Here is a 25,328-nt window from a genome sequence, read left to right as displayed (position 1 = left end):
TACAGAATGCAGCTCAATATCTTTTTTAGTAATCAGAAATTTGGTCATCTACATACTATATGGCATGAATGCTTTATTGGGAGGGATTTACTGTGACAAAGAAAAAACCTGGCATCATGCCAAATTTCCTTTTTATAATGGTCGATGAAGAACGTTTTCCAACGGTATATGAAAATGAAGAATTAAAGAAATGGCGCAGAACCCATTTAAAAACCCACCGTCTATTAGAAGAAAATAGTATGAGCTTCTTAAATCACTATATTGGAAGTACCGCTTGTTCCCCCAGCAGGACAACGCTTTTTACAGGACAGTATCCATCACTTCATGGCGTAACCCAAACCCCTGGTGCCGCCAAAGGATCGTTTGATGCCGACCAGTTTTGGCTGGACCCTAACAGTGTACCAACTCTTGGAGATTACTTCCGCGCTGCCGGCTATCGTACTTTTTGGAAAGGAAAATGGCATATCTCAAACGAAGACATTATCATCCCTGGTACAAAGGACGCCCTGCCAAGCTATGATCCTAGTACAGGAGAACGGAATCTCAAGAATGAACAAATTTATGAACAGGCAGACCGCCTTAATGAGTATGGTTTTTCAGACTGGATAGGTCCTGAACCACATGGCACGGACCCGAGAAATTCAGGTTCATCAGCTTCAACTGGAATCCGCGGGCGGGATAGTGTATACGCAGAAGAAGTCGTAACGCTGCTGAAAGAGCTGGAAGAAGGCCATTCCAAGGATTCTGAGCCGTGGCTCATTGTGTCGTCTTTTATTAACCCGCATGATATTACGCTAAATGGCTTATTTACAAGATTACTTCCTACCTTTGATTTTAAAATAGACCCCACTGTTCCTCCAATTCCACCAGCTCCGACAGCGGCAGAATCACTAGATACTAAGCCAACAGCCCATGCCTCCTATCGTGATACGTATCAAAAAGCCCTGCAGCCGACGAGGGATAGCCTCTTTTTCAGAAGACTTTATTACTCACTGCAAAAAGAAGCAGATCATGAAATGTTCAAGGTGTATCAAGCTCTACAACAGTCCATTTTTAGAGAAAATACGATTGTCGTCTTTACATCCGATCATGGTGATTTACTCGGGGCCCATGGAGGATTGTTCCAGAAATGGCATAATGCCTATGAAGAATCCATTCATGTCCCGTTTATCATTCACAGCCCTAAACTTTTCTCTGGTAAAAAGGAAACCAAGATGCTTACAAGCCATGTCGACGTGATTCCGACATTATTGAGCCTTGCTGGCATTTCGATACAAGAAGTTCAGGATAAACTACGTGAGGATCATTCAGAGGTACAGCCCCTTGTTGGGCGTGATCTTACTCCGCTGCTTTATGGAAATGAGGAATTTCCACGTGCCAATGAGCCTCTGTATTTTATGACAGATGATGAATTTTCTAAAGGGCTGCATCAAGAAACACTGCTGGGTGAACCTTATGAATCGGTTTCGCAGCCCAATCACTTGGAAACGGTGATTACGAAATTAAAGACCGGGGGAAATCAACGGGAAGAGATCTGGAAGCTTTCGCGTTACTACGATAACCCGCAATTTTGGAGCAATCCGAATGTGGAAGACGAAGTTGTGATCACAAAAGGGTCCTTTGCTCTTTCAGATCATCGTGAGGCAGCGGTTGAAGTGAAGACGACGAAAAATGAACCCGTTCCGGAACAATACGAATTATACAATTTGTCCTTCGACCCGCTGGAGGAGAAAAATTTAGCACACCCCAGGTATGCCACAGCCGAAACAAAAATGATTCAAAATATCTTGCTTAAGATGCTGGAATCGCAGTCACAAAAGAAACGGTTAACGCCTTGGAATGTTGGGGAGTAGGCAGTGGATGACATAGAAGAGTTATTTGGAGTGTTCTCATGGCCCTTATATTGAAAAAATAAGGCCCCAGTGGCCATTAGAATTTTCTAATGTCCGCAAAAGCGGTAAAAAAGGGTCAGGGGGGCCTTTAGAATTTTCTAATGGCCGGGTATACGATAAAACCAAGCTCAAGCGGCCTTTAGAACCATCCTTCAGACCCAAAATGTATTAATCATGAGATTATCAGTCTATTAGAAAAGGTGAGTGGCTACTTATCAAAGATTCCTTCTTCTGTATACATGCGCCCGATGTTTTTGTAGGCGTCCGCACCTTTTCCAATTCCTTTGATTTCTTCTTTTGAGAGTTTGCGAACCACTTTTGCAGGGACACCCGCTACCAGCACCCCAGGCTCGATGATTTTTCCTTCAGGCACTAATGCACCCGCAGCAACAATTGATCCTGTGCCAATCACAGCGCCATTCATGACCGTAGCTCCCATCCCAATCAAACATCCATCTTCAACCGTACAGCCATGCAAAATGACATTATGCCCAACAACACAGTTTTCCCCAACATTCACCGGATATCCACTATCCACATGAACAGTCGAATTATCTTGAATATTGGACCCTTTTCCGATCCTGATTTGAGCAGCCTCTGCCCGAATCACAGCATTAAATAACACCGTCACATTTTCTTCTAAAATAATATCTCCCAATACATGACTCCCCGGAGCCAAATACACGGAAGAATGTATTTGCGGAGATTTCCCTTTTAGCGAATAGATCAATGTTACCCCTCCCTTGATTTCTATTAAAAATGTAAATTTAGAAAATTATGAATATAACTATACTACTGAATTCGAAAATTGGCAAATATACATGAAGGCCAACATTACTAGAATGTCTTTCACCAAACTTTACTAGATTCATAAAATAACAAGGATATTCGCTGCACTTCGAATTGCTTATTGAAATTTTTCGGACTTCCCATTATAATTCATATTAAATATATAGGAATTAAAGGAATAAGGAGGGCTACCTATGAATCTATTTAAACGCCTTTTTAGTGAAAAATGCCCGCATTGCCATAAAACGTTAGAAACAAATCAATCCAATATCGTTAAAGGAATCATCATAAAAGCATGTCCAGATCAACATTTCCAAAAGGAATTCCACCCTGCACTTGAAACGTACATTAGCAGTTCGAAATGATCTTCATTAACCATAGCACCAAATCCATCACAGGATTTGGTGCTTTTTTATTTAATTTCATGCTGAATTCAAATACTAGCACACCTTAAACAACTTCGGTCCTCTCCCCTTTTCACAAGCACCACATTCACCTACAAGAATATGATAATCAGTAATAAAGTTTGGAGGTGTTTTCTATGAAAAAGGATCAATCTCCGCAGTCTATGGTGACGGGATCTCGGACCAAATGGCATATGTGGGAGGTCATTGGGGTTCTTTTAGTGTTTGGGTCCTTCCTTCTGCTGTTATTTGCTCCTAATTCCTTATCTCAGCTGTTCAACATCATGTTGCAGGAAGTCAAACCGGTTGTGGTTGATATTTTTCTAACGAGTGAAATTGGAGTAGCTATCATTGTAAGCGTTATCACCGGAAGAATATTAGAAAGGCTTGGGTTCACAGACGGACTCATACGAATTTTCACGCCCTTTATGAAATGGATGAACATCAATCCATCTGTTGTTGTACCGAGCGTCTACAACATTCTTGGCGACATTAATGCCGCAGGGAAAATTGCCGGCCCCATTTTAGTAAAAGCAAATGCTACAAAAGCGGAACAGAAAATGGCCGTGGCGACGATGATTCAATCTCCGCAATCCTTTGCCACCTTTGTACTCGGGCTTATCGCGCTTGCTGCCTTTAACATCAGCGCTTTTCCATTAGTTATTTTATCGATTTTTGTACCGATGATTGTCGTTCCGTTCATTCTTTCAAAAACAATTTATCGGGATACTCGAAAAGTAGAGTTAATCGAGCTTCCCCGCTTCACACCGAATACTAGATTCCTACAAACCATTTTCTCATCAGCAAAAGAAGGAGCGGAACTCCTTTTTCTAACGATCATCCCTGCCGTGGCTGCCGTATTTTTATTCATTGGTGGTCTGAAATTTGCTGGCATTTGGGGATTTATTGAAAGCGGCCTGTCCTCCAGTCTGACATTCTTAAGTATTGAACCAACGACCGGAATTGTTTCCATACTGGCGGCTCCAACTTTAGCGGTTGCTCAACTAGCCGAACTCGCGGCGACCATCGATCCAAGATTGATTGTCGGTTCATTTGTTCTAGCGAATTCTGGATTGCCATTATCGGTCATCTTCGGTCAAGTACCCGTCACTTGGGCTGAATCCTCCGGTTTGACAGAAAGAGAAGTGTTGGGGGCAGCGATTATCGGCTTGATTCTTCGTATCATAACGGCCGTCATATTAGGCTATTGGCTGACTCCATTGTTGGTGTGATGAATAATGAAATATTTGATTCGCGGTAAAAAACTTGTGACTGTCAGCTCCATGGGAAGCATTCAAAACGGGGCCATGCTGATCGAAAATGGAAAGATTTCCAAAGTAGACGCTTGGGATAAATTGCGGGCCCATTCCACAGGCATAGATGTACTCGATTATTCAAACTATGTCATCACCCCTGGGCTCGTCGATTGTCATACACATTTACTGGAATTCGCCCCTGCCTCTCTATATCCAGTTACACCGGAAACACATTTTATTGCTGGAAAAGGAATTCTTTTTCAAGCATTAGCTTCAGGAATCACCGCTTTAGGGGAGCAAATTTGCGGGCATCCTTTATGCGATTTCACAATCGCTGATTATCGAAAAATTGTTAAAGATTTTCCTATCGATATTTCTTTTGCTGCAACCAGCATCTCTGTCGGTTTTGAGGAAATGGCTCACTTCACGTCTGTGACAAGTTCAAAAGAAGTGCCACAGTCAGATTTAACGTCCCCTAGCTTGGTCAGAAAGATAGCAGAAAACAGCGATTATCCTGGTGAAAATGTCTTTATCAATGCTACTCCTGCCAATTTCACACCTGAAGACGTACCAAAAGCAGGAGAAATCATTTACACACTGAATGAGTTAAAAGAAATCGTCAACATTTATCATGGATTAGGAAAGAAAATTGGCTGCCATGTAGCCGGAGAAAAAGGAATAGAGTTGGCACTGGAAGCTGGTTTTGATGTGCTGCATCATGCTCACGGTATGACTAAGGAACAAATAGAATACGCTGCGATCAAAGGCATTCCTATTGTCGCGACACCGATGGGCGGAACGCATTTACGTCCAAATTCACCTGATGAGATTGCCGAGTTAGTAGAAAAAAAGATACCTGTCTCGATTTCAACTGATGCCTATTTGCCGCCTTACGAACATGTTCAATGGCTCCCATTTAAGGATCGTTCCTTGCGTGGACCAGAATCACTAATGCTCATCTCTCACCCATCCATGCAGCTGCTGAAGGACAGATTTGACGAAAATGACATTCTTGCCCTTCTCACCTATCACCCTGCCAAACTCTTAGGAAAAGAGAAACAGTTTGGTATGCTGGCACCTGGAATGGATGCGAACTTCTTAGCGGCCGAGGGAATTCCAGGATTAGAAATGACCGAAATCGATAAAATTAAATCCGTTTTTTATAAAGGTTCAAAAGTCGTTAATCGCGATTAGCTGCCAACTGTCCGGACATTCAGTTCGGACTTTTTTATATTCATAGGATGACAATGATTCTATTATTTTCAGAAAAATGATGAAATACTTTCAAAAATGATTATTCCCATATTATAATGAAGGAAATCTTCGATAGATTTAGAGTGATTCTCTTATTATTCTACATTCTTAGAATATAAAAGAAATATCAATTCGACAAAAAGGAGACTTGACTATGACTACAAAAATCAAATTAGGAATCGTTGGTTACGGAAATCTTGGAAAAGGTGCCGTTAAAGCGATCAAACAAAATCCAGACATGGAGTTAGTTGCCGTTTTTACGAGAAGAGATCCAGAAAATCTGCAACTTGATGATGCAAGCGTCCAAGCTGTACATATTTCAAATGCAAGTGATTTTAAAGATAAGATTGATGTTATGCTGCTTTGCGGAGGCTCTGCCACAGACCTGCCAGAACAAACTCCTCAATTCGCAAGCATGTTCAACACAGTCGATAGCTTTGATACGCACGCGAAAATTCCTGAATTCTATCAATCTGTGAATGAAGTGGCGAGCAAGCATAACACAACAGCGATTATCTCAGTAGGCTGGGATCCAGGCTTATTCTCTCTTAACCGTGTATTAGCTGAAGCTGTTTTACCGAATGGTGAAAACTATACATTCTGGGGAAAAGGCCTAAGCCAAGGACATTCAGATGCAGTAAGACGTGTGAATGGAGTGAAAAATGGTGTACAATACACGATTCCATCGGATGATGCAATGGAAAGAGTACGCAGCGGTGTAAGTCCTGTTTTAACAACAGCTGAAAAGCATCGCCGTGTTTGCTATATTGTTGCTGAAGAAGGCGCAGATAAAGCAGCGATCGAAAATGAAATTAAGACGATGCCAAACTATTTCGCTGACTATGATACAGAAGTGAATTTTATCTCAGAAGAAGAATTAGCTCGTGACCACTCAAAAGCACCGCACGGCGGATTTGTGATTCGCGGTGGTAATACAGGAGAAGACAACAAGCAAATTTATGAGTTTTCTTTAAAATTAGAAAGCAATCCTGAATTTACAGCAAGTGTGCTAGTGGCCTATGCACGCGCGGCCTACCGTCTAAGCCAGGAAAAACAATACGGTGCAAAAACAGCATTTGATATCGCACCAAGCTATATTTCACCGAAATCTGCAGAAGAATTAAGAAGAGATTATTTATAAGAGGTATAACAGGTTAAATAACTGATAAAAAGCATGGCAATGAATTTTGCCATGCTTTATTTAGGCGGAGAATTTCCCGCTAATGTATACAGAAGAAGCCTGAGAAGGATAAATAAGAGGAGAATTTCCGCTTATCCACTCTAATAAAGGCAAAATCCAAGGATTCCGATCATATAACGGGAAAAACTCCCTTTAATGTTTAGGAAATATGGGTATTTCCCAATTTAAAAGGAATTTGTCCCTTTATTTTTCAAACACATTTACCTCGTGCAAAATAAGGTGAAAAAATCAACACTTTCTCACCCTATTTACATTGCAATTTACTAGTCTGCACCTGTATGCCGCTCGTTTAATCAATTAGTATATCGTCAACTTTACCGTGAAGCTTTCGGCGGCTGGCAAACATCACATTTGCGTTGATTATTATTTTTAAATTTCGTAAATGTTTTTTCAAAAGTGCTTCCGCACGCACATTCAAATTGCAATTTTTGAGAAAAACCGTGATATTCTGTCGTTAACAGCTTACTATTTGAATTCTTCTCAACAAATTCTTTGATTTTATCAATTGTCCATCGTTTATTCATTCTTTTACACCCCATATTTTTACTCGAACGGAGGCTTTATGGCATCTCATAAACCTGTCCCTAGTCATTATTCTTCCCAAAGAAGACATTTCTTTATCATAACAACTCTCCGTTAGTCAGACTTCCATCGTACTATATTATGGTAGACTTCGTCTATAACGAGAAATTCTACAGTTGCTGCTATTCTAAAAGAAATCTCTTATTATTACAGGACATAATCTAGTCAATCAACTTTTTCCTATATCTCCCTATTTTCAAGGGTCCTCAATCACATTTTTACTATACCTTTATTAGGAATTCATTCCCATTTTCCTTGAAACCCTCTCATCATCCGTTATTATTTACCCTTTTTATAATATAATGAATGAATGTGAAGATACATAATTTTCCTGCTGCCATCATCGAATAAGGGGGTTAGAAGATGCAAGGGGATTTATATTCACCGAGTTTGCAAGATCATGCCGTTACGAAAACCAAAAGCTATAATATTAGCGGTCTATTTTTAGTTGCTTTTTTTGGCGGCATTATTGGCGTAACGGTGCTGGGAATCCGCAATGCGCAGTGGCTTCGTCTTGAGAAAAAACTCATTCAGCTGCTAGTCGCTATTAGTGTCATCCTGTTCATTTGCAAGACATTCGTCGTTTACGCAATAAGCACTGGGATGTTGAACATCGCTGACTCTAATGTCGACAATATTGTAAAAGCCTTCGGCGTACTTTGTTTTATTTTCTATTATTTTATGCTCAAAAAACCGTTTAAAGAGCACCTTGCAGTTGGCGGCAACACAGAAGTTCTCTATAAACAAGGGCTCCTCTGGGTTCTCATTTCCGTTGTTATTGAAGTCATCCTTATCCAAATGATGGCGTGAATTCTATGAATGGTAGGTGTACATAAGGGATGGAAGAAAAAAGCCTGTCCATGGAAACCATCGAGTACTATTTTCAAATACAGCGTTACGAACACACCATCAAATTAATAAAAGAAGCCATGAATGAGCAAATCGAAAATGGTCGTCTTTGGTATATGTTAGGCTTCAGCCATTATCAATTAAATGACTATGATGTTGCAGAAGAGCAGCTGATTGAATCGATGAGATTAGGAATGAACCGAGCAGTAGTTTTCCCTATCCTAGGCCATTTATATCTCGAAACAGAAAGATTTCAAAAGGCAGAGGAAGCGTTTCTAGAAACCCTTCGCTTAAACCCAACTGATGTAAGAACGCATGCAAGCTATGCTTTTTTAATGGCAAAAGCTGGGCAGCGAAAAAAAGCAAAAGCACTGATATATAAGGCATTAGAGTTGGACCCGGAAGATGCCCATGTTCTTCGCTATTATTTGCGCCTAGAAGGGTTAACTAGTAAAGGCAAACAACAAATGACGGCATTGGAGCAATACATGAATTCATCTGATAGTGAACTAGCGAAACTGATACAACTGGGAGTACTGGCCTCCCTTCAGGATAGAGTCGCAGAGGCGAAAGAACACTTTCGCCAAGCCTTTCTACTAAACCCGGAAGACAAAAAGCTTTTAGCTATTTTAGAAGAAATGGACATACAGAACCATCCCCTGTCAGCACCTAATAGACTCATTATGAAGTTTGGCGGTCCTCTTGTTTTTTGGGTAATTGGGCTTGGGGTCATGTTTCTGCTCCAGGCAGTTGGATTCCCGACGCTGGCTGCCATCTGGTTGTTAGTTTATATGCTATTCGTAATTTATACATGGATTTCGTTGCCGATTGTAAGGTTGATTAGGAAAATTAGGAGGTGAAACCTATGGACAAAATAAATTGGCTGCAACAAATGGTGGAAAAAGATCCAAATGATCATCAGGCCCGCTATTGGCTTGGAAAAGAATTGGCTGATAACGGCCGCTATATGGAAGCAATTCAGTCACTCTCTACCGCAATTGCCACTTGCCCGGACGATGATTTAAAAATGGACATGATTAAGGAATTGACGAAAGTAAGTGTGCAAGTTCAACAAGAGAAAAGTGTGGAAACTGCTGAAGCGGCTAAGGATGATGCGGAAGTTAACATCCCTAAAGGACCAACGACTCCCCTCGTGAATGAACTTCAAACTAAAATCAAACCCATGCTCAAAGTCATTAGAGGCAATGGCGGCAACAAGTTTGAACAAGAAGAGATTCGCGAAGTGACCTTTTCCGATGTCGCAGGTCTGGATGACCTTAAAAAGACTATTCACCTCCGCATTATCAGTCCCTTTTTCAACAAAGGGCTGTTTGCCAAGTTCCGAAAAAAAGTGGGCGGCGGTGTCCTTCTTTACGGCCCTCCGGGGTGCGGGAAGACCTTTATCGCAAGAGCCACGGCAGGTGAATGTAACGCCCGCTTCTACCCTGTACGAATCACCGATATACTAGATCCATATATTGGCGTAAGTGAACGGAATTTAAAGGAGATTTTTGATAAAGCGCGTTTTCAAAAACCCAGCATCCTCTTTTTTGATGAAGTCGATACGATTGGTTTTAGCCGTTCCAAATCGTCTTCAAACACACGGGGAGTTATTGACACTTTTTTATCGGAGATGGAAGGAATCGATACAAGTACGGACGAAGTACTGGTTATGGCTGCTACCAATACGCCATGGGATGTCGATCATGCCCTGAAAAGGCCGGGACGATTTGATCGTTTAATTTTTGTTGCTCCGCCAGACGAAAATGCACGGGAAGAAATTTTCAAACTGAAGTTACATGGAAGATTTGCGGAAGAAATTAATACCGCAACACTTGCGGCACAGACAGAGTTTTTCTCAGGTGCTGATATTGAAAATGTCGTCGAACTTGCCTCAGAGAATTTAATAGAAGAAATTTTGAGCACAGGAGTTGAACGGCCGCTCAACAATGAGGATTTACTTCTAGCACTGCAGAGCCAACAGCCCTCCACATTGGAATGGTTGCGGACGGCGAAGAACTATGTTAAATACGCAAACCAAGGCGGTCTCTATAATGACGTGGAGAAATACCTCCGCAAACACAGCCGGCGTATATAATTGTAAAAGCTGCCTCTATTGGCAGCTTTTTTAGTTACATATTGGTCAAACTTCCAACATTTTCCCTAAAGGTTTAAAAATGGTCTCAAATACCGTGACAAGCCCTGGTATATGTTCCAAATTAAATAAGGAAAGCACAATCGATATTCCTAGAATAGAAGCAATCACGATTTTTTCCTTTTTAGTGCTCTGTTTCAATTTCTTCCAATCAAAAAAGACAATCGCCCATACGGAAATTTGAACTAAAATCATCATCGTCCAGTTCATGATTCCTTCACCTCATCCTGTGGAAGAGCTGCGGGCGGACCAATAAACCCTGGTCTTCTGATCGTCGCCTCCACATCAATGTTCACTTTTACCTCTGAATACTTTTCATCCCAGTTAGATTGCACCTTTTTCCATTCTTGAGGATACCTCTGATGAAAACGCCTGCCAAATCCAATAATATCTGTCTTAGATTGCAGCTGTAGTTTGTCTATCGTTTTTGTTAATCTATCTTTAATCACTTCCTGATAATCCTCTTCTATTTTTTTAATCACATCTTCATCCATTAAATTTAAATGTGTCTCATTTTGAACCCTCCACGACGACTTTCAAGTTCATGATCCATTGGCCATTCTCAATTTCAGGCCGCATTTTCACACTCCCCAATGTTGGTGTCATCGTGATTTTCCCATCTTCCCCCTCTGGCTTAACGGAGAATGTACTGTTTTTTACACTTTTCTTTAACCAAATTAGCCCCAATGTTTCCTGGATAGTTTAGGAATCCACCATCTTATCTTTCTTAAATATTGCCGTTCCATTTATAACTGGTATTGTCTCATGAGATTTTCTCGCGTTCTCCTTCGATTTCAACACCTTTATTAATGGCATAGATGTACTTTCACCTTCTTCCATCAAGTCCATATCCACATCTCTCACATTCGTAATCATGCCTATCTCGTCTTTTGTTAACTTTCTTAAAGCCTCACCAGAAAATCTTTCTAACGGTGGTACTAACATCAAGAGCTCCTTTCCGTCCCCTTCACTTACATACAAGTATGAGCCCCCTCTTGGTCCGGGATGTCGGGCAAGATAATCAATTCCCTCACGAATGCCACTTTCAGCCATCTTTCGGCCAAAAATATAAATTTTACATTGCCCCCAAAATAGTTCTCTAGGTACATTCATTTGTAACATACCAATGGCTTCGCCCAGACTATCTCCCTCTCCCTCCCTTACAAACGTATAACCTAGACTAGGATCTTCTCCAGTCGTACCGCTAGCGATGGAACGAGGAATAAAAATCTGGACGGATATTCTTATTTTTTCATCTTTAATTACATCAATAGCAGCCGCTGTTATGATGGATAAATCCTGCATCTCCGTTCGATCCCAGCAGCTTGAGAGGAGTGGAGTGCAAAGAATAATGACTAAAAGAATCTTCCTCATCTGCGCTTTTCCCTCCATTTTTTGCGGAATATCGCAATCATTAAAAGGAAAAGAGGAAGCAAGAATTGAAAGAATGTCATTACAAACGGATGGATTTGGGCTAAATACTTTCTGGATGCAACAAGATTTGGTAAATCCCAATAACCAAAAAACATCAACAGTAATCCCATAGGAAAAACGAGAATTCTGAAATCAGACAACCTGAATAACTGCCCCAAACTTAAGCTGATTACATAGAGAAAAAAGGAAAACTTTACAAAATTCCCTAGTACCCACGAAGCGGTAACGAGCACTTCAAAATTTTCAAAGAATTCAAATACGCTAATGGCACGAACAATGGCATATACAGGATAAAATTGATTGATGCAAGAAATACCTATTAATGTTAGTACAAAAAAATTCAAATAAACAAAGATGAACATGACAACAAAGGAGGAGCGCATCCCTGCCTTTAACCCCTTTTCCTGGTTATTTAGAAAAGGGAAAATAAAGCCCAAGAAAAAAAAATCAGTAAACCACGAATGGTTTATAAATCCCCCTTTTAATACAGGAAGTACTCCATTTTCAAAAATAGGCAGCATATAAGTGATGTCAATATCTTTAATAAGTAAAAGCAAAACAATAGCGGTACCCATAAATAAGGCAGTGCAAATTACTGCAGTTCTAGCGATGACTTCAATCCCGCCGCGAGCCGCCAATGCACATACAAAGATCATCGAGATGGTAAAGACAAGCTCGGGTGTATGTAACATCACGTTTGAAGTTAAGAAATCCGAATAATCTCGGACTGAAATGCCTGTTCGGTGCAAGAATACAAGAATTAAGGAAAAGCCAAATGCTCTTCCAGCAATCTTACCAATAATTTCCTCCATATATTGAACCGGCGTCATTTTCGGATAGAATTGATGCAGTTTCCATATAATGAATACGATTAAAAAACCGGTTATGGATCCTATGATTGGAGTCATCCACATATCGTGCCGGGCGAGTCTCCCTGTGATAGCAGGTATAGATAGAATAGATGTAGCAAGAACCGCTGGGACTATGATAAACTCCATTTGAAGCGTGGATATTCTGCCTTTTTCCAGCACTTTAATATCACCTCCATACCACATTACGCAGAAAAATTACGATCCACCCTCACCAGGCCCTTGGTCAACATTCGGTTTCAAATGACTTCCCTGCCTAGTAAGATCCACATTTCCTGTCAATTGCGGCCGCACATCCATCTTCCATAATGGAGAACGGATGATTGTATCTCTTAGAGCATTTTTTTGAGTAGTAGAAATTGGACTTAAGTACGGCAGCCCAAATGATTTTAGATTCGCTAAATGAATAAGGAGAATGATAAACGCCAACATCACTCCGATTAACCCTAAAAATCCTGCTAATATAATAATTGGGAACCGGAGCAATCGAATCGCAAGACCAATGGAGTAACGCGGAATTAAGAACGAAGCAATCCCAGTTATGCTGACCACAATGACCATTGGGGCCGATACGATCCCTGCTTCCACCGCTGCTTGTCCAATCACAAGGGCACCGACAATACTAACAGCCGACCCAATTTGTTTCGGCAGCCTCACCCCCGCCTCGCGCAGAGCCTCAAAAGCAAACTCCATCATAATCGCCTCCACAATCGCTGGAAACGGCACGCCTTCTCTCGAAGAAGCAATACTGAGCAAAAGATCGGTTGGGATCATTTCCTGATGAAACGTGGTAATGGCCACATAAATTGATGGTAAAAAGAGAGACACCGCCAAAAACAGAAAGCGCAGCATTCGTATAAAGGTTCCGATCCAAAACCTTTCATAATAATCTTCTTGTGATTGAAATAAACTAAAGAAACTAACAGGAGCAATCAATGCAAAAGGCGTACCATCAATCATGATGATGGTTCTTCCCTCCAACAGATTCGCACTGACCACATCCGGACGTTCCGAATATAACACCTGTGGAAAAGGCGAATAGGGATGATCTTCGATAAATTCTTCAATGTAACCACTTTCTAGAATCCCATCAATCTCAATCCGATTTATGCGGTTTTCAATTTCCTCAAGTAATGTTGAGTCGACCAGACCTTCAATATACGAGACCACTACTTTCGTTTTCGTATAGGTACCAACATGAAGCGGTTTCATTTTAAGAGCCGGGTCCTTTATAATCCTCCGCACCAATGCTGTATTGACACCTAATGATTCGGTAAAACCCTCTCTCGGTCCGCGAATGCCTGACTCCGCAGCAGGCTCTTCTATCGCACGCTTTTCAAATTTCACCAAGCCTAATGAATAAGCCGCTTCATATCCATCAATCAGCAGGACCGGGTTGCCATTTGCAATATCCTCTATACATTGCTTGTACGTAGTAATGTTTCTCAAATTCGAAATGGGCAAAGAATTCTTTAAGGAGGACACCAAGTTGGTCATATCAATCTCATTTTTATTCATCAGTTTATTGAGTACGAATTCATCTAGCTTTTCTACATCACTTAAGCCCTCGATATAAATAATCGAAGCGTCACGATCCCCAATAAGGAACGATCGGAACATAACATCAGAACTGTCCTTGTATAGTGATTTGAAAAAATCAAGACTCTCGTTCAATTGTTTGGATAAAGGAATATCCTCTGAAGAAGTCTGTTTATCCTCTGGTTTCTTTTTTGCAGTTTTCTTTAAAGGACTCCTTCTGATCTGAATCATCCCGATGTCCTCCCTTTTATTTCCTATTATGTTTATAAAGTCCCTTATTTCCTGTCAAAATATTCTAAAGCAATGTTTTTTTGGGATTTCCTTATAATCCCCGGCTTTAGGTTTGTTGAAAATTGCCCAAAAAATTCATACAAGTCAGGCACAAAATAAAAAGGCTGCCCGAAAGTTAGTTTCTTACCAACTCATCTGACAACCTCTACTATTCTTAAATCAACATTAATATGGATCCGCTTCGTGGCCTTTCTTAACAGCGTCTTTAGCTGCTTCGTTCGCTGCTATTGATCCTTGACCGTATTTGGTTTTTCCTGCTTCACGGCCTGGAACTTTATTTTCCTTGTTCATGCCTTCAAGTTCCTTCGTCTTCATTGCGATGCCTTCCTTCACTCGACGGCCATAGTCTTCATCAGCCTGGGTGAAGTGCTCGATCATCGCATCCTGAATTTTTTTATCGCATACTGCAAGCGCTTCGGAAAGGTTTTTGATTAATTCGTCGCGCTCCCAATCCTCAAAACTCCGATACGTGTGCCCTGCTTGTCCGTAGTTATTCGGACGATCAATCGGTGCACTCATGGCAGCTCCATTGTACGTCGGCTGATGCGGTGCTCGCCCTTCAGTGTCCGCTTCCTTCAAGCCGCCGAGCATAGATGGCTCATAGTTGATATGCGGTTCGCCCGCTTCGTTCGGGTCACGAACATCCATTTGACCGCGGCGCTGATTGGTGCGGACAGGTGTTTTTGGTCTATTCACAGGCAGCTGCAGGTAATTACCTCCTACGCGGTAGCGCTGTGTATCAGAGTAAGAAAACGTACGACCTTGCAGCATTTTATCATCTGAAAAGTCCATTCCATCGACAAGAACTCCCGTCCCAAACGCAGCTTGTTCAATCTCCGCATGGAAATCGACTGGGTTACGATCCAACACCATACGTCCCACCGGCAGCCACGGAAATTTGTCTTCTGGCCAAAGCTTTGTATCATCAAGCGGATCAAAATCAAGTTCTGGATGATAATCATCCTCCATGATTTGCACAAAAAGCTCCCATTCCGGATAATCTCCGCGTTCAATTGCCTCATACAAATCTTGAGTTGCATGACCTACATTCTTTGCCTGAATGGAATCTGCCTCTTCCTGCGTTAAATTGCGGATCCCCTGCTTTGGCTCCCAATGATACTTCACCAGCACAGCCTCACCTTTGGCATTGACCCACTTATAAGTATTAACACCAGAACCCTGCATATGACGGTATGTAGCCGGAATTCCCCATGGAGAGAATAGGAATGTAATCATATGGGTAGCCTCAGGTGTACGGGATACAAAATCAAACATTCTCTGTGGATGCGGAACATTTGACGCCGGATCAGGCTTAAATGCGTGTATCATATCAGGGAACTTCATCGCATCACGAATAAAGAAAATCTTCAAGTTGTTCCCAACCAGGTCCCAGTTACCATCCTCCGTATACATTTTAACCGCAAAGCCGCGCGGATCTCGAGCCGTTTCCGGGGAATCCTTTGCCCCTGCCACAGTAGAAAAACGAACCATTAATGGCGTTTTCTTCCCTGCGCCCGAAAATACTTTTGCACGCGTATACTTCTCGACCGGTTCATCCCCGACTTTTCCATACGTTTCAAAATAACCAAAAGCTCCGGACCCTCGAGCATGAACGACACGTTCAGGCACCTCTTCACGATCAAAGTGGGAAATTTTTTCAATAAAATGATAGTTCTCAAGAGTGGCTGGACCGCGATTTCCTATCGTGCGGATATTTTGGTTATCCGACACAGGATGGCCCTGGCGCGTTGTCAACGTTTCACGTTCTACGTCTTGACTGTTTGACGCATTTTTATCATTATTTTCTGCCAAGATAAAAACCTCCTATAAAATTATTACCTTTATCTTGTTCCCTTTCTTGGAATTAATATACAGAATTGGAGGCACATTGATGCCCGGCATGCCGGTCATCTATCATAAGCCAGCCATTGTTTAACCTTCCTTTCTGTTAATTCCCCCATCCACTTTCTAGAGTTCACAGCACTGTAAATTAGGATTCTCATTTCCAATTAATACATGCATTTTGCGCGTTTATTTTAGTAAAAACATGAAAAAGCAACGCTGTTATATCAGCATTGCTTTCATCTATTAGTATACTTTAGCTTTCACTTTTCTCTTCATGATAAAATAAACCCAATATCCACAAAGGTATGTAAAACCAGCCGCTGCAAATATAGACCAGATTGAACCTTGCTGCAGCTGCGCAGCCAAGTGGTCCATTTCATTCATCCCCTTCGCTCTGTCAACACTATTCATCATACTCACAACTGGAACCATAATACATAGCATGATTGCCATAACCGACAAACGATAGAATTTCTTTTTTATAGTATTCACGATCGCAAGCCCTAATGTTACAAGCAAAAACAGATAATACATAGCCCAAAACCAACTCGGAAGTGTCTCCCACTCCATCTTTTCACCTCTTTCTATTTACATTATTTTACCATATACAAGTTTTAAAAATAGTACACATTCAATATGAAATGTTACGGTGCTAGTGTAGTAAAATAGTGAATTGAACCAACATTTTTGAAAATCTATGATTTCTATTAAATAATTGATTGCTAGTCCAACCTATGTGTATCTTATTGGAGGTACCCCGCATGCAAGAGATGATTCAATCCATCCTCTCAAATATTGCTTTAATACTATTTATGCACTTATGCCTTGATGCCATTGTCATAAATAAAGAAAAGTTCACTCGTTTTTTGTTTTCATATGCGATGATTTCCGTTGTTTCCATTACGGTTATCCTCATCTTTTATTTACCGATTACTTTTGGGGGCTATCAGTTTGATTTGCGGCTGATTCCGCTAGCCATTTTTGCATTTAAGTGGGGGTGGAAGAATGGACTATCAGCCCTGCTTATTACCAGCTTATGGAGACTTGGCATCGGGGGTGAAGGTGCCGTACCCGGTGTAATTTTCGGAATGATTTTACCCGTTTGCACAGCTCTTCTTTTTAGAAATATGAGATTTTCAAATGGATACTCCAGCTTTTTCATCATAATCAGTACAGCCTGGCTGCTATCTGATATACCGATCATATTTATTTTACCTGATGGCTGGGCTATTTTTGAAAAAATTGCACTGATCCGGTTTTCTTCATTTAATTTGACTGCTTTCATGTTGTATGTGTTTATTAGAAATACGGAAAGAGAAATTGACTTGAAGAAAAAACTAGAGTATCTCGCCGAACGAGATCCCTTAACTGGCTTATATAATATTCGTTACTTCAAAGAGAAAGTTGAAACGATTAAGCATTCTTACACTAAATCGTATATTGTCATGATCGACATTGATCACTTTAAAGTGATTAACGATACATACGGACATTTAAGCGGTGATTGTATCTTAAAAAATGTTTCAACTGTCATTACAACGGAAACTTCCAAGCATAAAAATATCAAGTGTATGATCGGAAGATACGGCGGAGAAGAGTTTATCCTTTATATTGCGGTAAACGCGGAGTATGAACTAGTAGAATTAGTGGAGGCCATGCGTGAAAAAGTTCAAGCCATGACCTTTAATACGGAAGGTATGACCCCCATTAAACTAACCATTTCCATTGGCGTTTCCGAAATGATTGGCGACACTAGTCTAAAAAAAGTAATTGGGCAAGCAGATCAATCACTTTATCAATCTAAAAGAAACGGCCGCAATCAAATCACTATCTATTCTCCCAACAATGAAAAAAGCGAATGAGGCTGCTCATTCGCTTTTTTCTGATTTTTAGGAGTGATGAAGACCTTTTTACAGTGCTTCCAGCCAAGATTCGGTCCTCATTTCCTTGATGATGACCGTTTCCCCAAGCTCCTTCCCATGGATTGGTCTTCATCCCCTTGATGATGACCGTTTTCCCAAGCTCCTTTCTATGGATTGGGCTTCATCCGCTTGATGATGACCGTTTGCCTGCGCTCCTTCCCATGGATTGGTCTTCATCTCCTTGATGATGACCGTTTCCCCAAGCTCCTTTCTATGGATTGGTCTTCATCCGCTTGATGATGACCTTTTTTCAGCGCTTCCACCGGAGTTGCGGTCTTCATTGCCTTGATGATGACCACTTCCATCAGATACTACTCCTGCTACGGTCTTCATCCCCTTAATGATGACCGTTTCCCCAAGCTCCTTTCTATGGATTGGTCTTCATCCGCTTGGTGATGACCGTTTGCTTGCGCTTCTTCCAATGGATTGGTCTTCATCCCCTTGATGATGACCGTTTCCCCAAGCTCCTTCCCATGGATTGGTCTTCATCCGCTTGGTGATGACCGTTTGCCTGCGCTTCTTCCAATGGATTGGTCTTCATCCCCTTGATGATGACCGTTTCCCCAAGCTCCTTCCCATGGATTGGTCTTCATCCGCTTGGTGATGACCGTTTGCCTGCGCTTCTTCCAATGGATTGGTCTTCATCCCCTTGATGATGACCGTTTCCCCAAGCTCCTTCCCATGGATTGGTCTTCATCCGCTTGGTGATGACCGTTTGCCTGCGCTTCTTCCAATGGATTGGTCTTCATCCCCTTGATGATGACCGTTTCCCCAAGCTCCTTCCCATGGATTGGTCTTCATCCGCTTGGTGATGACCGTTTGCCTGCGCTTCTTCCAATGGATTGGTCTTCATCCCCTTGATGATGACCGTTTCCCCAAGCTCCTTCCCATGGATTGGTCTTCATCCGCTTGGTGATGACCGTTTGCCTGCGCTTCTTCCAATGGATTGGTCTTCATCCCCTTGATGATGACCGTTTCCCCAAGCTCCTTCCCATGGATTGGTCTTCATCCGCTTGGTGATGACCGTTTGCCTGCGCTTCTTCCAATGGATTGGTCTTCATCCCCTTGATGATGACCGTTTCCCCAAGCTCCTTCCCATGGATTGGTCTTCATCCGCTTGGTGATGACCGTTTGCCTGCGCTTCTTCCAATGGATTGGTCTTCATCCCCTTGATGATGACCGTTTCCCCAAGCTCCTTCCCATGGATTGGTCTTCATCCGCTTGGTGATGACCGTTTGCCTGCGCTTCTTCCAATGGATTGGTCTTCATCCCCTTGATGATGACCGTTTCCCCAAGCTCCTTCCCATGGATTGGTCTTCATCCGCTTGGTGATGACCGTTTGCCTGCGCTTCTTCCAATGGATTGGTCTTCATCCCCTTGATGATGACCGTTTCCCCAAGCTCCTTCCCATGGATTGGTCTTCATCCGCTTGGTGATGACCGTTTGCCTGCGCTTCTTCCAATGGATTGGTCTTCATCCCCTTGATGATGACCGTTTCCCCAAGCTCCTTCCCATGGATTGGTCTTCATCCGCTTGGTGATGACCGTTTGCCTGCGCTTCTTCCAATGGATTGGTCTTCATCCCCTTGATGATGACCGTTTCCCCAAGCTCCTTCCCATGGATTGGTCTTCATCCGCTTGGTGATGACCGTTTGCCTGCGCTTCTTCCAATGGATTGGTCTTCATCCCCTTGATGATGACCGTTTCCCCAAGCTCCTTCCCATGGATTGGTCTTCATCCGCTTGGTGATGACCGTTTGCCTGCGCTTCTTCCAATGGATTGGTCTTCATCCCCTTGATGATGACCGTTTCCCCAAGCTCCTTCCCATGGATTGGTCTTCATCCGCTTGGTGATGACCGTTTGCCTGCGCTTCTTCCAATGGATTGGTCTTCATCCCCTTGATGATGACCGTTTCCCCAAGCTCCTTCCCATGGATTGGTCTTCATCCGCTTGGTGATGACCGTTTGCCTGCGCTTCTTCCAATGGATTGGTCTTCATCCCCTTGATGATGACCGTTTCCCCAAGCTCCTTCCCATGGATTGGTCTTCATCCGCTTGGTGATGACCGTTTGCCTGCGCTTCTTCCAATGGATTGGTCTTCATCCCCTTGATGATGACCGTTTCCCCAAGCTCCTTCCCATGGATTGGTCTTCATCCGCTTGGTGATGACCGTTTGCCTGCGCTTCTTCCAATGGATTGGTCTTCATCCCCTTGATGATGACCGTTTCCCCAAGCTCCTTCCCATGGATTGGTCTTCATCCGCTTGGTGATGACCGTTTGCCTGCGCTTCTTCCAATGGATTGGTCTTCATCCCCTTGATGATGACCGTTTCCCCAAGCTCCTTCCCATGGATTGGTCTTCATCCGCTTGGTGATGACCGTTTGCCTGCGCTTCTTCCAATGGATTGGTCTTCATCCCCTTGATGATGACCTTTTTTCAGCGCTTCCACCGGAGTTGCGGTCTTCATCTCCTTGATGATGACCACTTCCATCAGCTACTACTCCTGCTACAGTCTTCATCCCCTTAATGATGACTTTTTTCCAGTATCTCCTATCGAATTCCGGCCTTCATCGCCATATCCGTCCCATTAATCTATCCCCGGGAACCATCCAGGTGTATGAATGATCGCGTTCCAAAGCGGATCTGGAACTACGAGCTCTTTTTGCTTACTTTTATCGATTTTGGTGACGATTTCTGATTCTTTTCCTTCTTTCACTTTTTGAACCCAATCAGGGTCGATGATGATTTCGCGTCCTAATGCAATCAATTGCACTCCTGTTTCGATGGCCTTCAAGGCATCATCTGCAGTATGAATGGACCCAACACCGATTACCGGCACACGATCACCGACTTTTTCTTGAATTAAAGCAATGCGCGGGCGTGAATCGTCCACTCCCCTTCTCGCGACCGACCAGAAATCCTGCAGAGACACATGGAGATAATCAAGGTCTTTATCAGCCAGTTTATCAATTAACTCTAGTGTATCCGCCATCGTAATTCCTGGCGTCTCTGCCTCTTCCGGTGAAAACCGATAGCCCACCATAAATGAAGACTTCGCATGTTCCGCCACCACTTTTTTCACTTCATCCACTACTGCAAAAGGAAAGGCAAAGCGCTTATCGAAGCTTCCACCCCACTCGTCTTCACGCCGGTTAGAATGAGGGGAGAAGAATTGCTGGATCAGATAGCCGTTTGCACCATGAATTTCAACACCATCATATCCGGCTTCAATGGCTCTCCGAGTTGTTTCGCCAAAATCACGTATAATGGATTCCACTTCTTCATGACTTAATTCCCGCGGCACCGGCTTTCCATCTCCTTCTGATGGCACAGCACTTGCACTCACGACATCTCCATTGACCAATTCAGGCGGAACCTGTCTGCCGCCATGAAAAATCTGCAGAATTGCTATAGCACCCTGTTCTTTTATCGCATCTGCCAGTTTTTTGAGGCTAGGAATCATTTCATCACGATCTCCTGCAAATTCGCCATGAAACCCTTTGCCGTTAGGCGTGACATATGTACATGCTGTTATAACCATCCCCACTCCGCCAGATCGTCTTGCATAATATTGCACCTCTGCATCGGACACTGTTCCATCCTGATTAGATGAAAAATTCGTCATCGGTGCCATCACCACACGATTTTTCACCTGAACACCACTTCGAAAATCATACGGTTCAAACAATGGTGCGTATTTTGAATTCATATAAAAACCTCCATCTATAACTTGTTTTCCACTTCTCCCAACAATCAAACACACCTACGTATTTTCTTCAATTTCAACAATAAAATTCATCACCAATCAACGAAATCCGCTTGTGGTAAACTTACACTCTGTTTTAGCATCCTACAAGATTAATTGATCGTTTTTAGTCATATTTCTCTATCATCAGCATAAAAAATAGTAAGGAAATTAATAGATGGAGGGATTCTATGCCGAGACGTTATCACTTGGATCCTGGCTATGTGACGATCCCCGAGGCAGCGAACATCGTGAAAAAAATGCTAGGCATCTATAATCAGGAAGAGCAAAATCATTATACATTTATCCTCAGAGGTGTAAAAAAAGGCTGGTTTGGCGGGAAAATGCATGGAAAAAGAATGTTTCAAGCCCGTAGAAAGGACATCATTCAGTATGGCGAGGAACTCATTGAAGCTGAAAAGTTCAATCTATTTAATTTAGACATCGAAGGGGTATCCTATGAACAGAGAATGCATAACGAAGAATCCACCCCATCTCGATAGGGTGGATTTCATTCATTTTATTGAACTTCTGGCTCGGGATAGTCATACCCTTTCGTGTCTACCGTGATGGATTCTATCTTTTGATCCTCTAGGGGCTTGTCCATCCCATCTCTTTCAACGGCAACAATGCTGTCAACGACTTCCATTCCTTCAATAACCTTTCCGAATCCTGCATAATCACCATCCAAATGAGGTGAATCCTTCACCATGATGAAAAACTGCGATCCAGCTGAATTTGGTTCGCCTGTTCGCGCCATAGAGAGAACTCCACGTTCATGTTTCACTGTATTTGCTTCAAATCCATTTGACATGAACTCACCTGCAATAGAATATCCAGGACCGCCCGTGCCATTTCCATCCGGGTCTCCACCTTGAATCATGAAATCAGGGATCACGCGGTGGAAAATAAGTCCGTCATAATAGCCGTCCTCAACTAACGAAATAAAGTTTGCCACTGTATTAGGAGCAGCTTCCGGATACAACTCGATTAGAATCTCCTGACCACCTTCCATCGTCATCGTCACAACAGGACGTTCCTCCACATCACTGGGATACGCAGTATTTTCATTGTTTTCACTAGGTTTATTCTCCGTTGTATCTTCAGCATTTTTCTCCTGCGTACCGCCACAGCCTGTTAAAAATACAGCCAACAAGGTGATCATCAAAAGATAAAAAATGCTTCGTTTATGTAATTTCAACATCTAAACCTCCCATCTCACATTCATTATAGCTGCGAAATCTTCTAAGTGAAACTTAAGACAATACTCCCTTTTCCTTTGCTTCCTTTAACCAGCTTGGAAATTCATTTAATAGCTGGTTGTAAAGTTCTTCGTCGCTGATTTTTTCAACATCTTGAATGTGAAAGAAGTTCGCGTTATCGATAAAGCGCCCTTCCATTTCATCTAACTTCTGCAATGTTTCAAAGTTAGCATCGCCGATCCCTACAAACTGCCAAAATATTGGTTTATCGGACGATTGGACGACCGGTTTTTTAATTGTTTTCTTGCAGCCGCCATCATTGATGAAAACAATAAACGTCGGGTGATTGCTAGGATCTTCAACAGTATATTTGGCAATCACATCCTCCATCACAGGCGGCTCATCATTACGCCCGAACTTATGAATTAAATCATTGTTTAAAATATACTCTTCCACATAGTTTTCAAAATCGATCTCTGACACTGGTTTTAGGCGCGAGAATTCATTATCATACACCCAGACATCCAATTGTCCATCATCATCAAATCTACTGGCAACAGCAAGAATTCTCTCCACTACTTTTTGGACAGTTCCATTTTTATAGAGCTTTCTCATTGAACCTGAAATATCGAGCACTAGCCCCACTCTCGCCACCACATTGTTCAAATTCTTCTTTTCTAAAATAACACCAACATTCTTCTTTAATAAACTAATACTACTCAATTTGCTCACCTCACCTTTTAATATGGAATATATTAACATACTTGCTGTTGTTTTAGGTAGAGAAAACCATTTACCTAAGTCTCCCTCTTAGGTTACATGATCTTTTTCAAAAATATCAAAGATTTGTCTATTTCGTGACAAATTTCACGGAAAAATATTCCGATTTCCAATAAGATTGTACTAAATATTTAGATAGTAATTACGTTTGAAAGGAGTTAAAAAATGAATATCTTATTTACCGAAGAACACTATAAGCTCCAGAAAATGGTAAGGGATTTTTCTAAAGAGAAAGTGGCGTCTATCTCTCAAAGATTGGAACAAGAAGCGGAAGAGTTGAAAGAAGTTTTCGAATTACTTTCCAAACAAGGTTTAATGGGACTAATGCTGCCGGAGTCTTTCAAAGGAACCAATGTGGATACTTATAGTTTTCTAATTACAATGGAGGAAATTGCAAAAGAATGTCCGCCTGCTGCATTCCTTTATAACACTCATCTTGCATCCTCTTTTGCTATTCTAGCATTTGGAAACAGTCTTCAAAAAAGTGAATACTTACCACAGTTAGCAAAGGGAAACTTAATTTGCGCTTTAGCCGGGACTGAAGCAAGCGGAGGAAGCAGCCCATTTGCCATTCAAACAACAGCCCGCAAGGAGAATGGCTCCTACATACTTAACGGAACGAAGACCTTTATTAGCGGTGCTGGGTTTGCAGACTTATACCTCGTGATGGCTAAAACTGAACTAGAACCAGGAAAGACCGGTTTAAGTATGTTTTTAATAGAAAAAGATACTCCTGGATTTACTTTTGGCAAGCTTGAGGAAAAGTTAGGCATGCAAGAACTTCCCACAGGTGAATTACTATTTAATGAATGCCGGGTCCCAGCAGACTCACTGCTTGGTCCAATTGGCGGAGGATTACAAGTAATGGGTGCAGTCGGCGGATTAGCTGGTCTTGGTGCAGGAGCCATTGCGCTTGGGTTAGCACAAACAGCGGCAGATATGACCAAAACACATCTCCGTGAAAGAACGATTCTTGGACAAAAATTAGGTGAAATTGGTGCTGTTCAACTTCGGTTTGCTGATATGATGATTGAAGCTCAAGCTGCTAGAAGTCTACTATATCAGGCTGCTTACGATAAAGAAAATAGCAAACCAGGTCCAATCCCAACTATCTTCCAGGCAAAAATTAATACTACTGAAAAGGCGTTAAAAATCATCGACAGTGCTATTCAATTACATGGAATGTATGGCTATTCAAGAGATCTCCCACTTGAAAAACTCTATCGAGACGCACGTTCATTAACGATTCATTTTGGTAATAACGATGTCATGCGATCGAACTTAAGTAAATTGATGTTAGAAATATAGTCATAGTTATGGA

The 25,328-nt window shown here is 42.0% G+C and carries 25 protein-coding genes and 1 pseudogene; 11 read left to right on the top strand and 15 right to left on the bottom strand.

Annotation, left to right across the window (positions count from 1 at the left end; translation table 11 throughout):
- Positions 1-92: 92 nt before the first annotated feature.
- A complete protein-coding gene (locus CZ487_RS10740) occupies positions 93-1,853 on the top strand; it encodes a sulfatase family protein (protein ID WP_337189737.1) in 1,761 nt (586 codons plus the stop codon).
- A 247-nt stretch (positions 1,854-2,100) separates the two neighbouring features.
- On the opposite strand, the gene CZ487_RS10735 is transcribed toward CZ487_RS10740, so the two are convergent.
- The gene (locus CZ487_RS10735) at positions 2,101-2,622 is read right to left on the bottom strand and encodes a gamma carbonic anhydrase family protein (protein ID WP_084783214.1); all 522 of its coding nucleotides are present in this window, start codon (positions 2,620-2,622) and stop codon (positions 2,101-2,103) included.
- A 253-nt stretch (positions 2,623-2,875) separates the two neighbouring features.
- Here CZ487_RS10735 and CZ487_RS27130 point away from each other — a divergent pair, with 253 nt between their 5' ends.
- The 4 genes from CZ487_RS27130 to CZ487_RS10720 all read left to right on the top strand — a co-directional run bounded on the left by CZ487_RS27130 (position 2,876) and on the right by CZ487_RS10720 (position 6,736).
- Positions 2,876-3,046: a hypothetical protein gene (locus CZ487_RS27130; protein ID WP_202617823.1), complete on the top strand. Its 171-nt coding sequence runs from the start codon at positions 2,876-2,878 to the stop codon at positions 3,044-3,046.
- A 176-nt stretch (positions 3,047-3,222) separates the two neighbouring features.
- Positions 3,223-4,317 (top strand): hypothetical protein, encoded by a 1,095-nt coding sequence (locus tag CZ487_RS10730; RefSeq protein WP_077212172.1) that lies wholly within the window; start codon positions 3,223-3,225, stop codon positions 4,315-4,317.
- A 6-nt stretch (positions 4,318-4,323) separates the two neighbouring features.
- Positions 4,324-5,535, top strand: a complete 1,212-nt coding sequence (locus tag CZ487_RS10725; RefSeq protein ID WP_077212171.1) for an amidohydrolase family protein — start codon at positions 4,324-4,326, stop codon at positions 5,533-5,535.
- A 214-nt stretch (positions 5,536-5,749) separates the two neighbouring features.
- Positions 5,750-6,736: a diaminopimelate dehydrogenase gene (locus CZ487_RS10720; RefSeq protein WP_077212170.1), complete on the top strand. Its 987-nt coding sequence runs from the start codon at positions 5,750-5,752 to the stop codon at positions 6,734-6,736.
- A gap of 374 nt (positions 6,737-7,110) precedes the next feature.
- Here CZ487_RS10720 and CZ487_RS10715 read toward each other — a convergent pair whose 3' ends face one another.
- Positions 7,111-7,320 (bottom strand): hypothetical protein, encoded by a 210-nt coding sequence (locus CZ487_RS10715; RefSeq protein ID WP_077212169.1) that lies wholly within the window; start codon positions 7,318-7,320, stop codon positions 7,111-7,113.
- A gap of 421 nt (positions 7,321-7,741) precedes the next feature.
- Between CZ487_RS10715 and CZ487_RS10710 the strand changes: the two genes are divergently transcribed.
- Genes CZ487_RS10710 through CZ487_RS10700 form a run of 3 tightly spaced genes read left to right on the top strand, consistent with a single transcriptional unit; the run spans position 7,742 to position 10,325 of the window.
- Positions 7,742-8,188, top strand: coding sequence for a hypothetical protein (locus tag CZ487_RS10710; protein ID WP_077212168.1), 447 nt, complete (start codon positions 7,742-7,744; stop codon positions 8,186-8,188).
- 29 nt (positions 8,189-8,217) lie between these two features.
- Positions 8,218-9,087 (top strand): tetratricopeptide repeat protein, encoded by an 870-nt coding sequence (locus tag CZ487_RS10705; RefSeq protein WP_077212167.1) that lies wholly within the window; start codon positions 8,218-8,220, stop codon positions 9,085-9,087.
- A 5-nt stretch (positions 9,088-9,092) separates the two neighbouring features.
- Positions 9,093-10,325 carry an AAA family ATPase gene (locus tag CZ487_RS10700; protein ID WP_077212166.1) on the top strand — a complete coding sequence of 411 codons (1,233 nt, stop codon included), beginning with the start codon at positions 9,093-9,095 and terminating at the stop codon, positions 10,323-10,325.
- Positions 10,326-10,370: 45 nt separating this feature from the next.
- Here CZ487_RS10700 and CZ487_RS10695 read toward each other — a convergent pair whose 3' ends face one another.
- The 8 genes and pseudogenes from CZ487_RS10695 to CZ487_RS10665 all read right to left on the bottom strand — a co-directional run bounded on the left by CZ487_RS10695 (position 10,371) and on the right by CZ487_RS10665 (position 16,930).
- Complete coding sequence (locus tag CZ487_RS10695; RefSeq protein ID WP_077212165.1) at positions 10,371-10,592, bottom strand: hypothetical protein; 222 nt, start codon at positions 10,590-10,592, stop codon at positions 10,371-10,373.
- A pseudogene (locus CZ487_RS27710) lies at positions 10,589-10,882 on the bottom strand (Ger(x)C family spore germination C-terminal domain-containing protein); the annotation flags it as partial. The pseudogene CZ487_RS27710 and the gene CZ487_RS10695, both read right to left, overlap by 4 nt.
- A gap of 10 nt (positions 10,883-10,892) precedes the next feature.
- The gene (locus CZ487_RS27705; RefSeq protein WP_154676024.1) at positions 10,893-11,069 is read right to left on the bottom strand and encodes a Ger(x)C family spore germination C-terminal domain-containing protein; all 177 of its coding nucleotides are present in this window, start codon (positions 11,067-11,069) and stop codon (positions 10,893-10,895) included.
- Between the two features lie 15 nt (positions 11,070-11,084).
- Positions 11,085-11,756 carry a Ger(x)C family spore germination protein gene (locus tag CZ487_RS10685; protein WP_077212163.1) on the bottom strand — a complete coding sequence of 224 codons (672 nt, stop codon included), beginning with the start codon at positions 11,754-11,756 and terminating at the stop codon, positions 11,085-11,087.
- A complete protein-coding gene (locus tag CZ487_RS10680) occupies positions 11,753-12,847 on the bottom strand; it encodes a GerAB/ArcD/ProY family transporter (protein ID WP_237562855.1) in 1,095 nt (364 codons plus the stop codon). The genes CZ487_RS10685 and CZ487_RS10680 overlap by 4 nt, the downstream gene beginning before the upstream one ends.
- Positions 12,848-12,883: 36 nt before the next feature.
- Positions 12,884-14,455 carry a spore germination protein gene (locus CZ487_RS10675; protein WP_077212162.1) on the bottom strand — a complete coding sequence of 524 codons (1,572 nt, stop codon included), beginning with the start codon at positions 14,453-14,455 and terminating at the stop codon, positions 12,884-12,886.
- A gap of 225 nt (positions 14,456-14,680) precedes the next feature.
- Entirely contained in the window at positions 14,681-16,327 is a 1,647-nt protein-coding gene (locus CZ487_RS10670) for a catalase (protein ID WP_077212161.1), read from the bottom strand.
- Positions 16,328-16,603: 276 nt separating this feature from the next.
- On the bottom strand, positions 16,604-16,930 hold the full coding sequence (locus CZ487_RS10665) for a hypothetical protein (RefSeq protein ID WP_077212160.1): 327 nt from the start codon (positions 16,928-16,930) through the stop codon (positions 16,604-16,606).
- A gap of 191 nt (positions 16,931-17,121) precedes the next feature.
- Here CZ487_RS10665 and CZ487_RS10660 point away from each other — a divergent pair, with 191 nt between their 5' ends.
- On the top strand, positions 17,122-18,222 hold the full coding sequence (locus CZ487_RS10660) for a GGDEF domain-containing protein (RefSeq protein WP_077212159.1): 1,101 nt from the start codon (positions 17,122-17,124) through the stop codon (positions 18,220-18,222).
- A gap of 233 nt (positions 18,223-18,455) precedes the next feature.
- Here the strand turns inward: CZ487_RS10660 and CZ487_RS27700 are convergent, their stop codons facing one another.
- The 3 genes from CZ487_RS27700 to CZ487_RS10655 form a co-directional block, all read right to left on the bottom strand.
- On the bottom strand, positions 18,456-18,587 hold the full coding sequence (locus CZ487_RS27700; RefSeq protein WP_272914200.1) for a hypothetical protein: 132 nt from the start codon (positions 18,585-18,587) through the stop codon (positions 18,456-18,458).
- Positions 18,588-20,639: 2,052 nt separating this feature from the next.
- Complete coding sequence (locus CZ487_RS27695) at positions 20,640-20,771, bottom strand: hypothetical protein (RefSeq protein ID WP_272914199.1); 132 nt, start codon at positions 20,769-20,771, stop codon at positions 20,640-20,642.
- 96 nt (positions 20,772-20,867) lie between these two features.
- Complete coding sequence (locus CZ487_RS10655; RefSeq protein WP_077212158.1) at positions 20,868-21,989, bottom strand: NADH-dependent flavin oxidoreductase; 1,122 nt, start codon at positions 21,987-21,989, stop codon at positions 20,868-20,870.
- A 227-nt stretch (positions 21,990-22,216) separates the two neighbouring features.
- Here CZ487_RS10655 and CZ487_RS10650 point away from each other — a divergent pair, with 227 nt between their 5' ends.
- Positions 22,217-22,528, top strand: coding sequence for a hypothetical protein (locus CZ487_RS10650; protein ID WP_077212157.1), 312 nt, complete (start codon positions 22,217-22,219; stop codon positions 22,526-22,528).
- A gap of 17 nt (positions 22,529-22,545) precedes the next feature.
- Here the strand turns inward: CZ487_RS10650 and CZ487_RS10645 are convergent, their stop codons facing one another.
- Both CZ487_RS10645 and CZ487_RS10640 read right to left on the bottom strand, forming a co-directional pair.
- Entirely contained in the window at positions 22,546-23,229 is a 684-nt protein-coding gene (locus CZ487_RS10645; protein ID WP_077212156.1) for a peptidylprolyl isomerase, read from the bottom strand.
- 52 nt (positions 23,230-23,281) lie between these two features.
- Positions 23,282-23,989: a vWA domain-containing protein gene (locus CZ487_RS10640; RefSeq protein WP_419865714.1), complete on the bottom strand. Its 708-nt coding sequence runs from the start codon at positions 23,987-23,989 to the stop codon at positions 23,282-23,284.
- 183 nt (positions 23,990-24,172) lie between these two features.
- On the opposite strand from CZ487_RS10640, the gene CZ487_RS10635 reads away from it, so the two are divergent.
- Positions 24,173-25,315, top strand: a complete 1,143-nt coding sequence (locus CZ487_RS10635; protein ID WP_077212154.1) for an acyl-CoA dehydrogenase family protein — start codon at positions 24,173-24,175, stop codon at positions 25,313-25,315.
- Positions 25,316-25,328 lie beyond the last annotated feature (13 nt).

Origin of the sequence: Robertmurraya dakarensis, from assembly GCF_900156875.1 — a bacterium.
Lineage (GTDB): Bacteria > Bacillota > Bacilli > Bacillales > Cytobacillaceae > Robertmurraya > Robertmurraya dakarensis.
The sequence above is the reverse complement of the archived record's forward strand: the minus strand, read 5'-3'. Positions and strand labels throughout refer to the sequence as shown.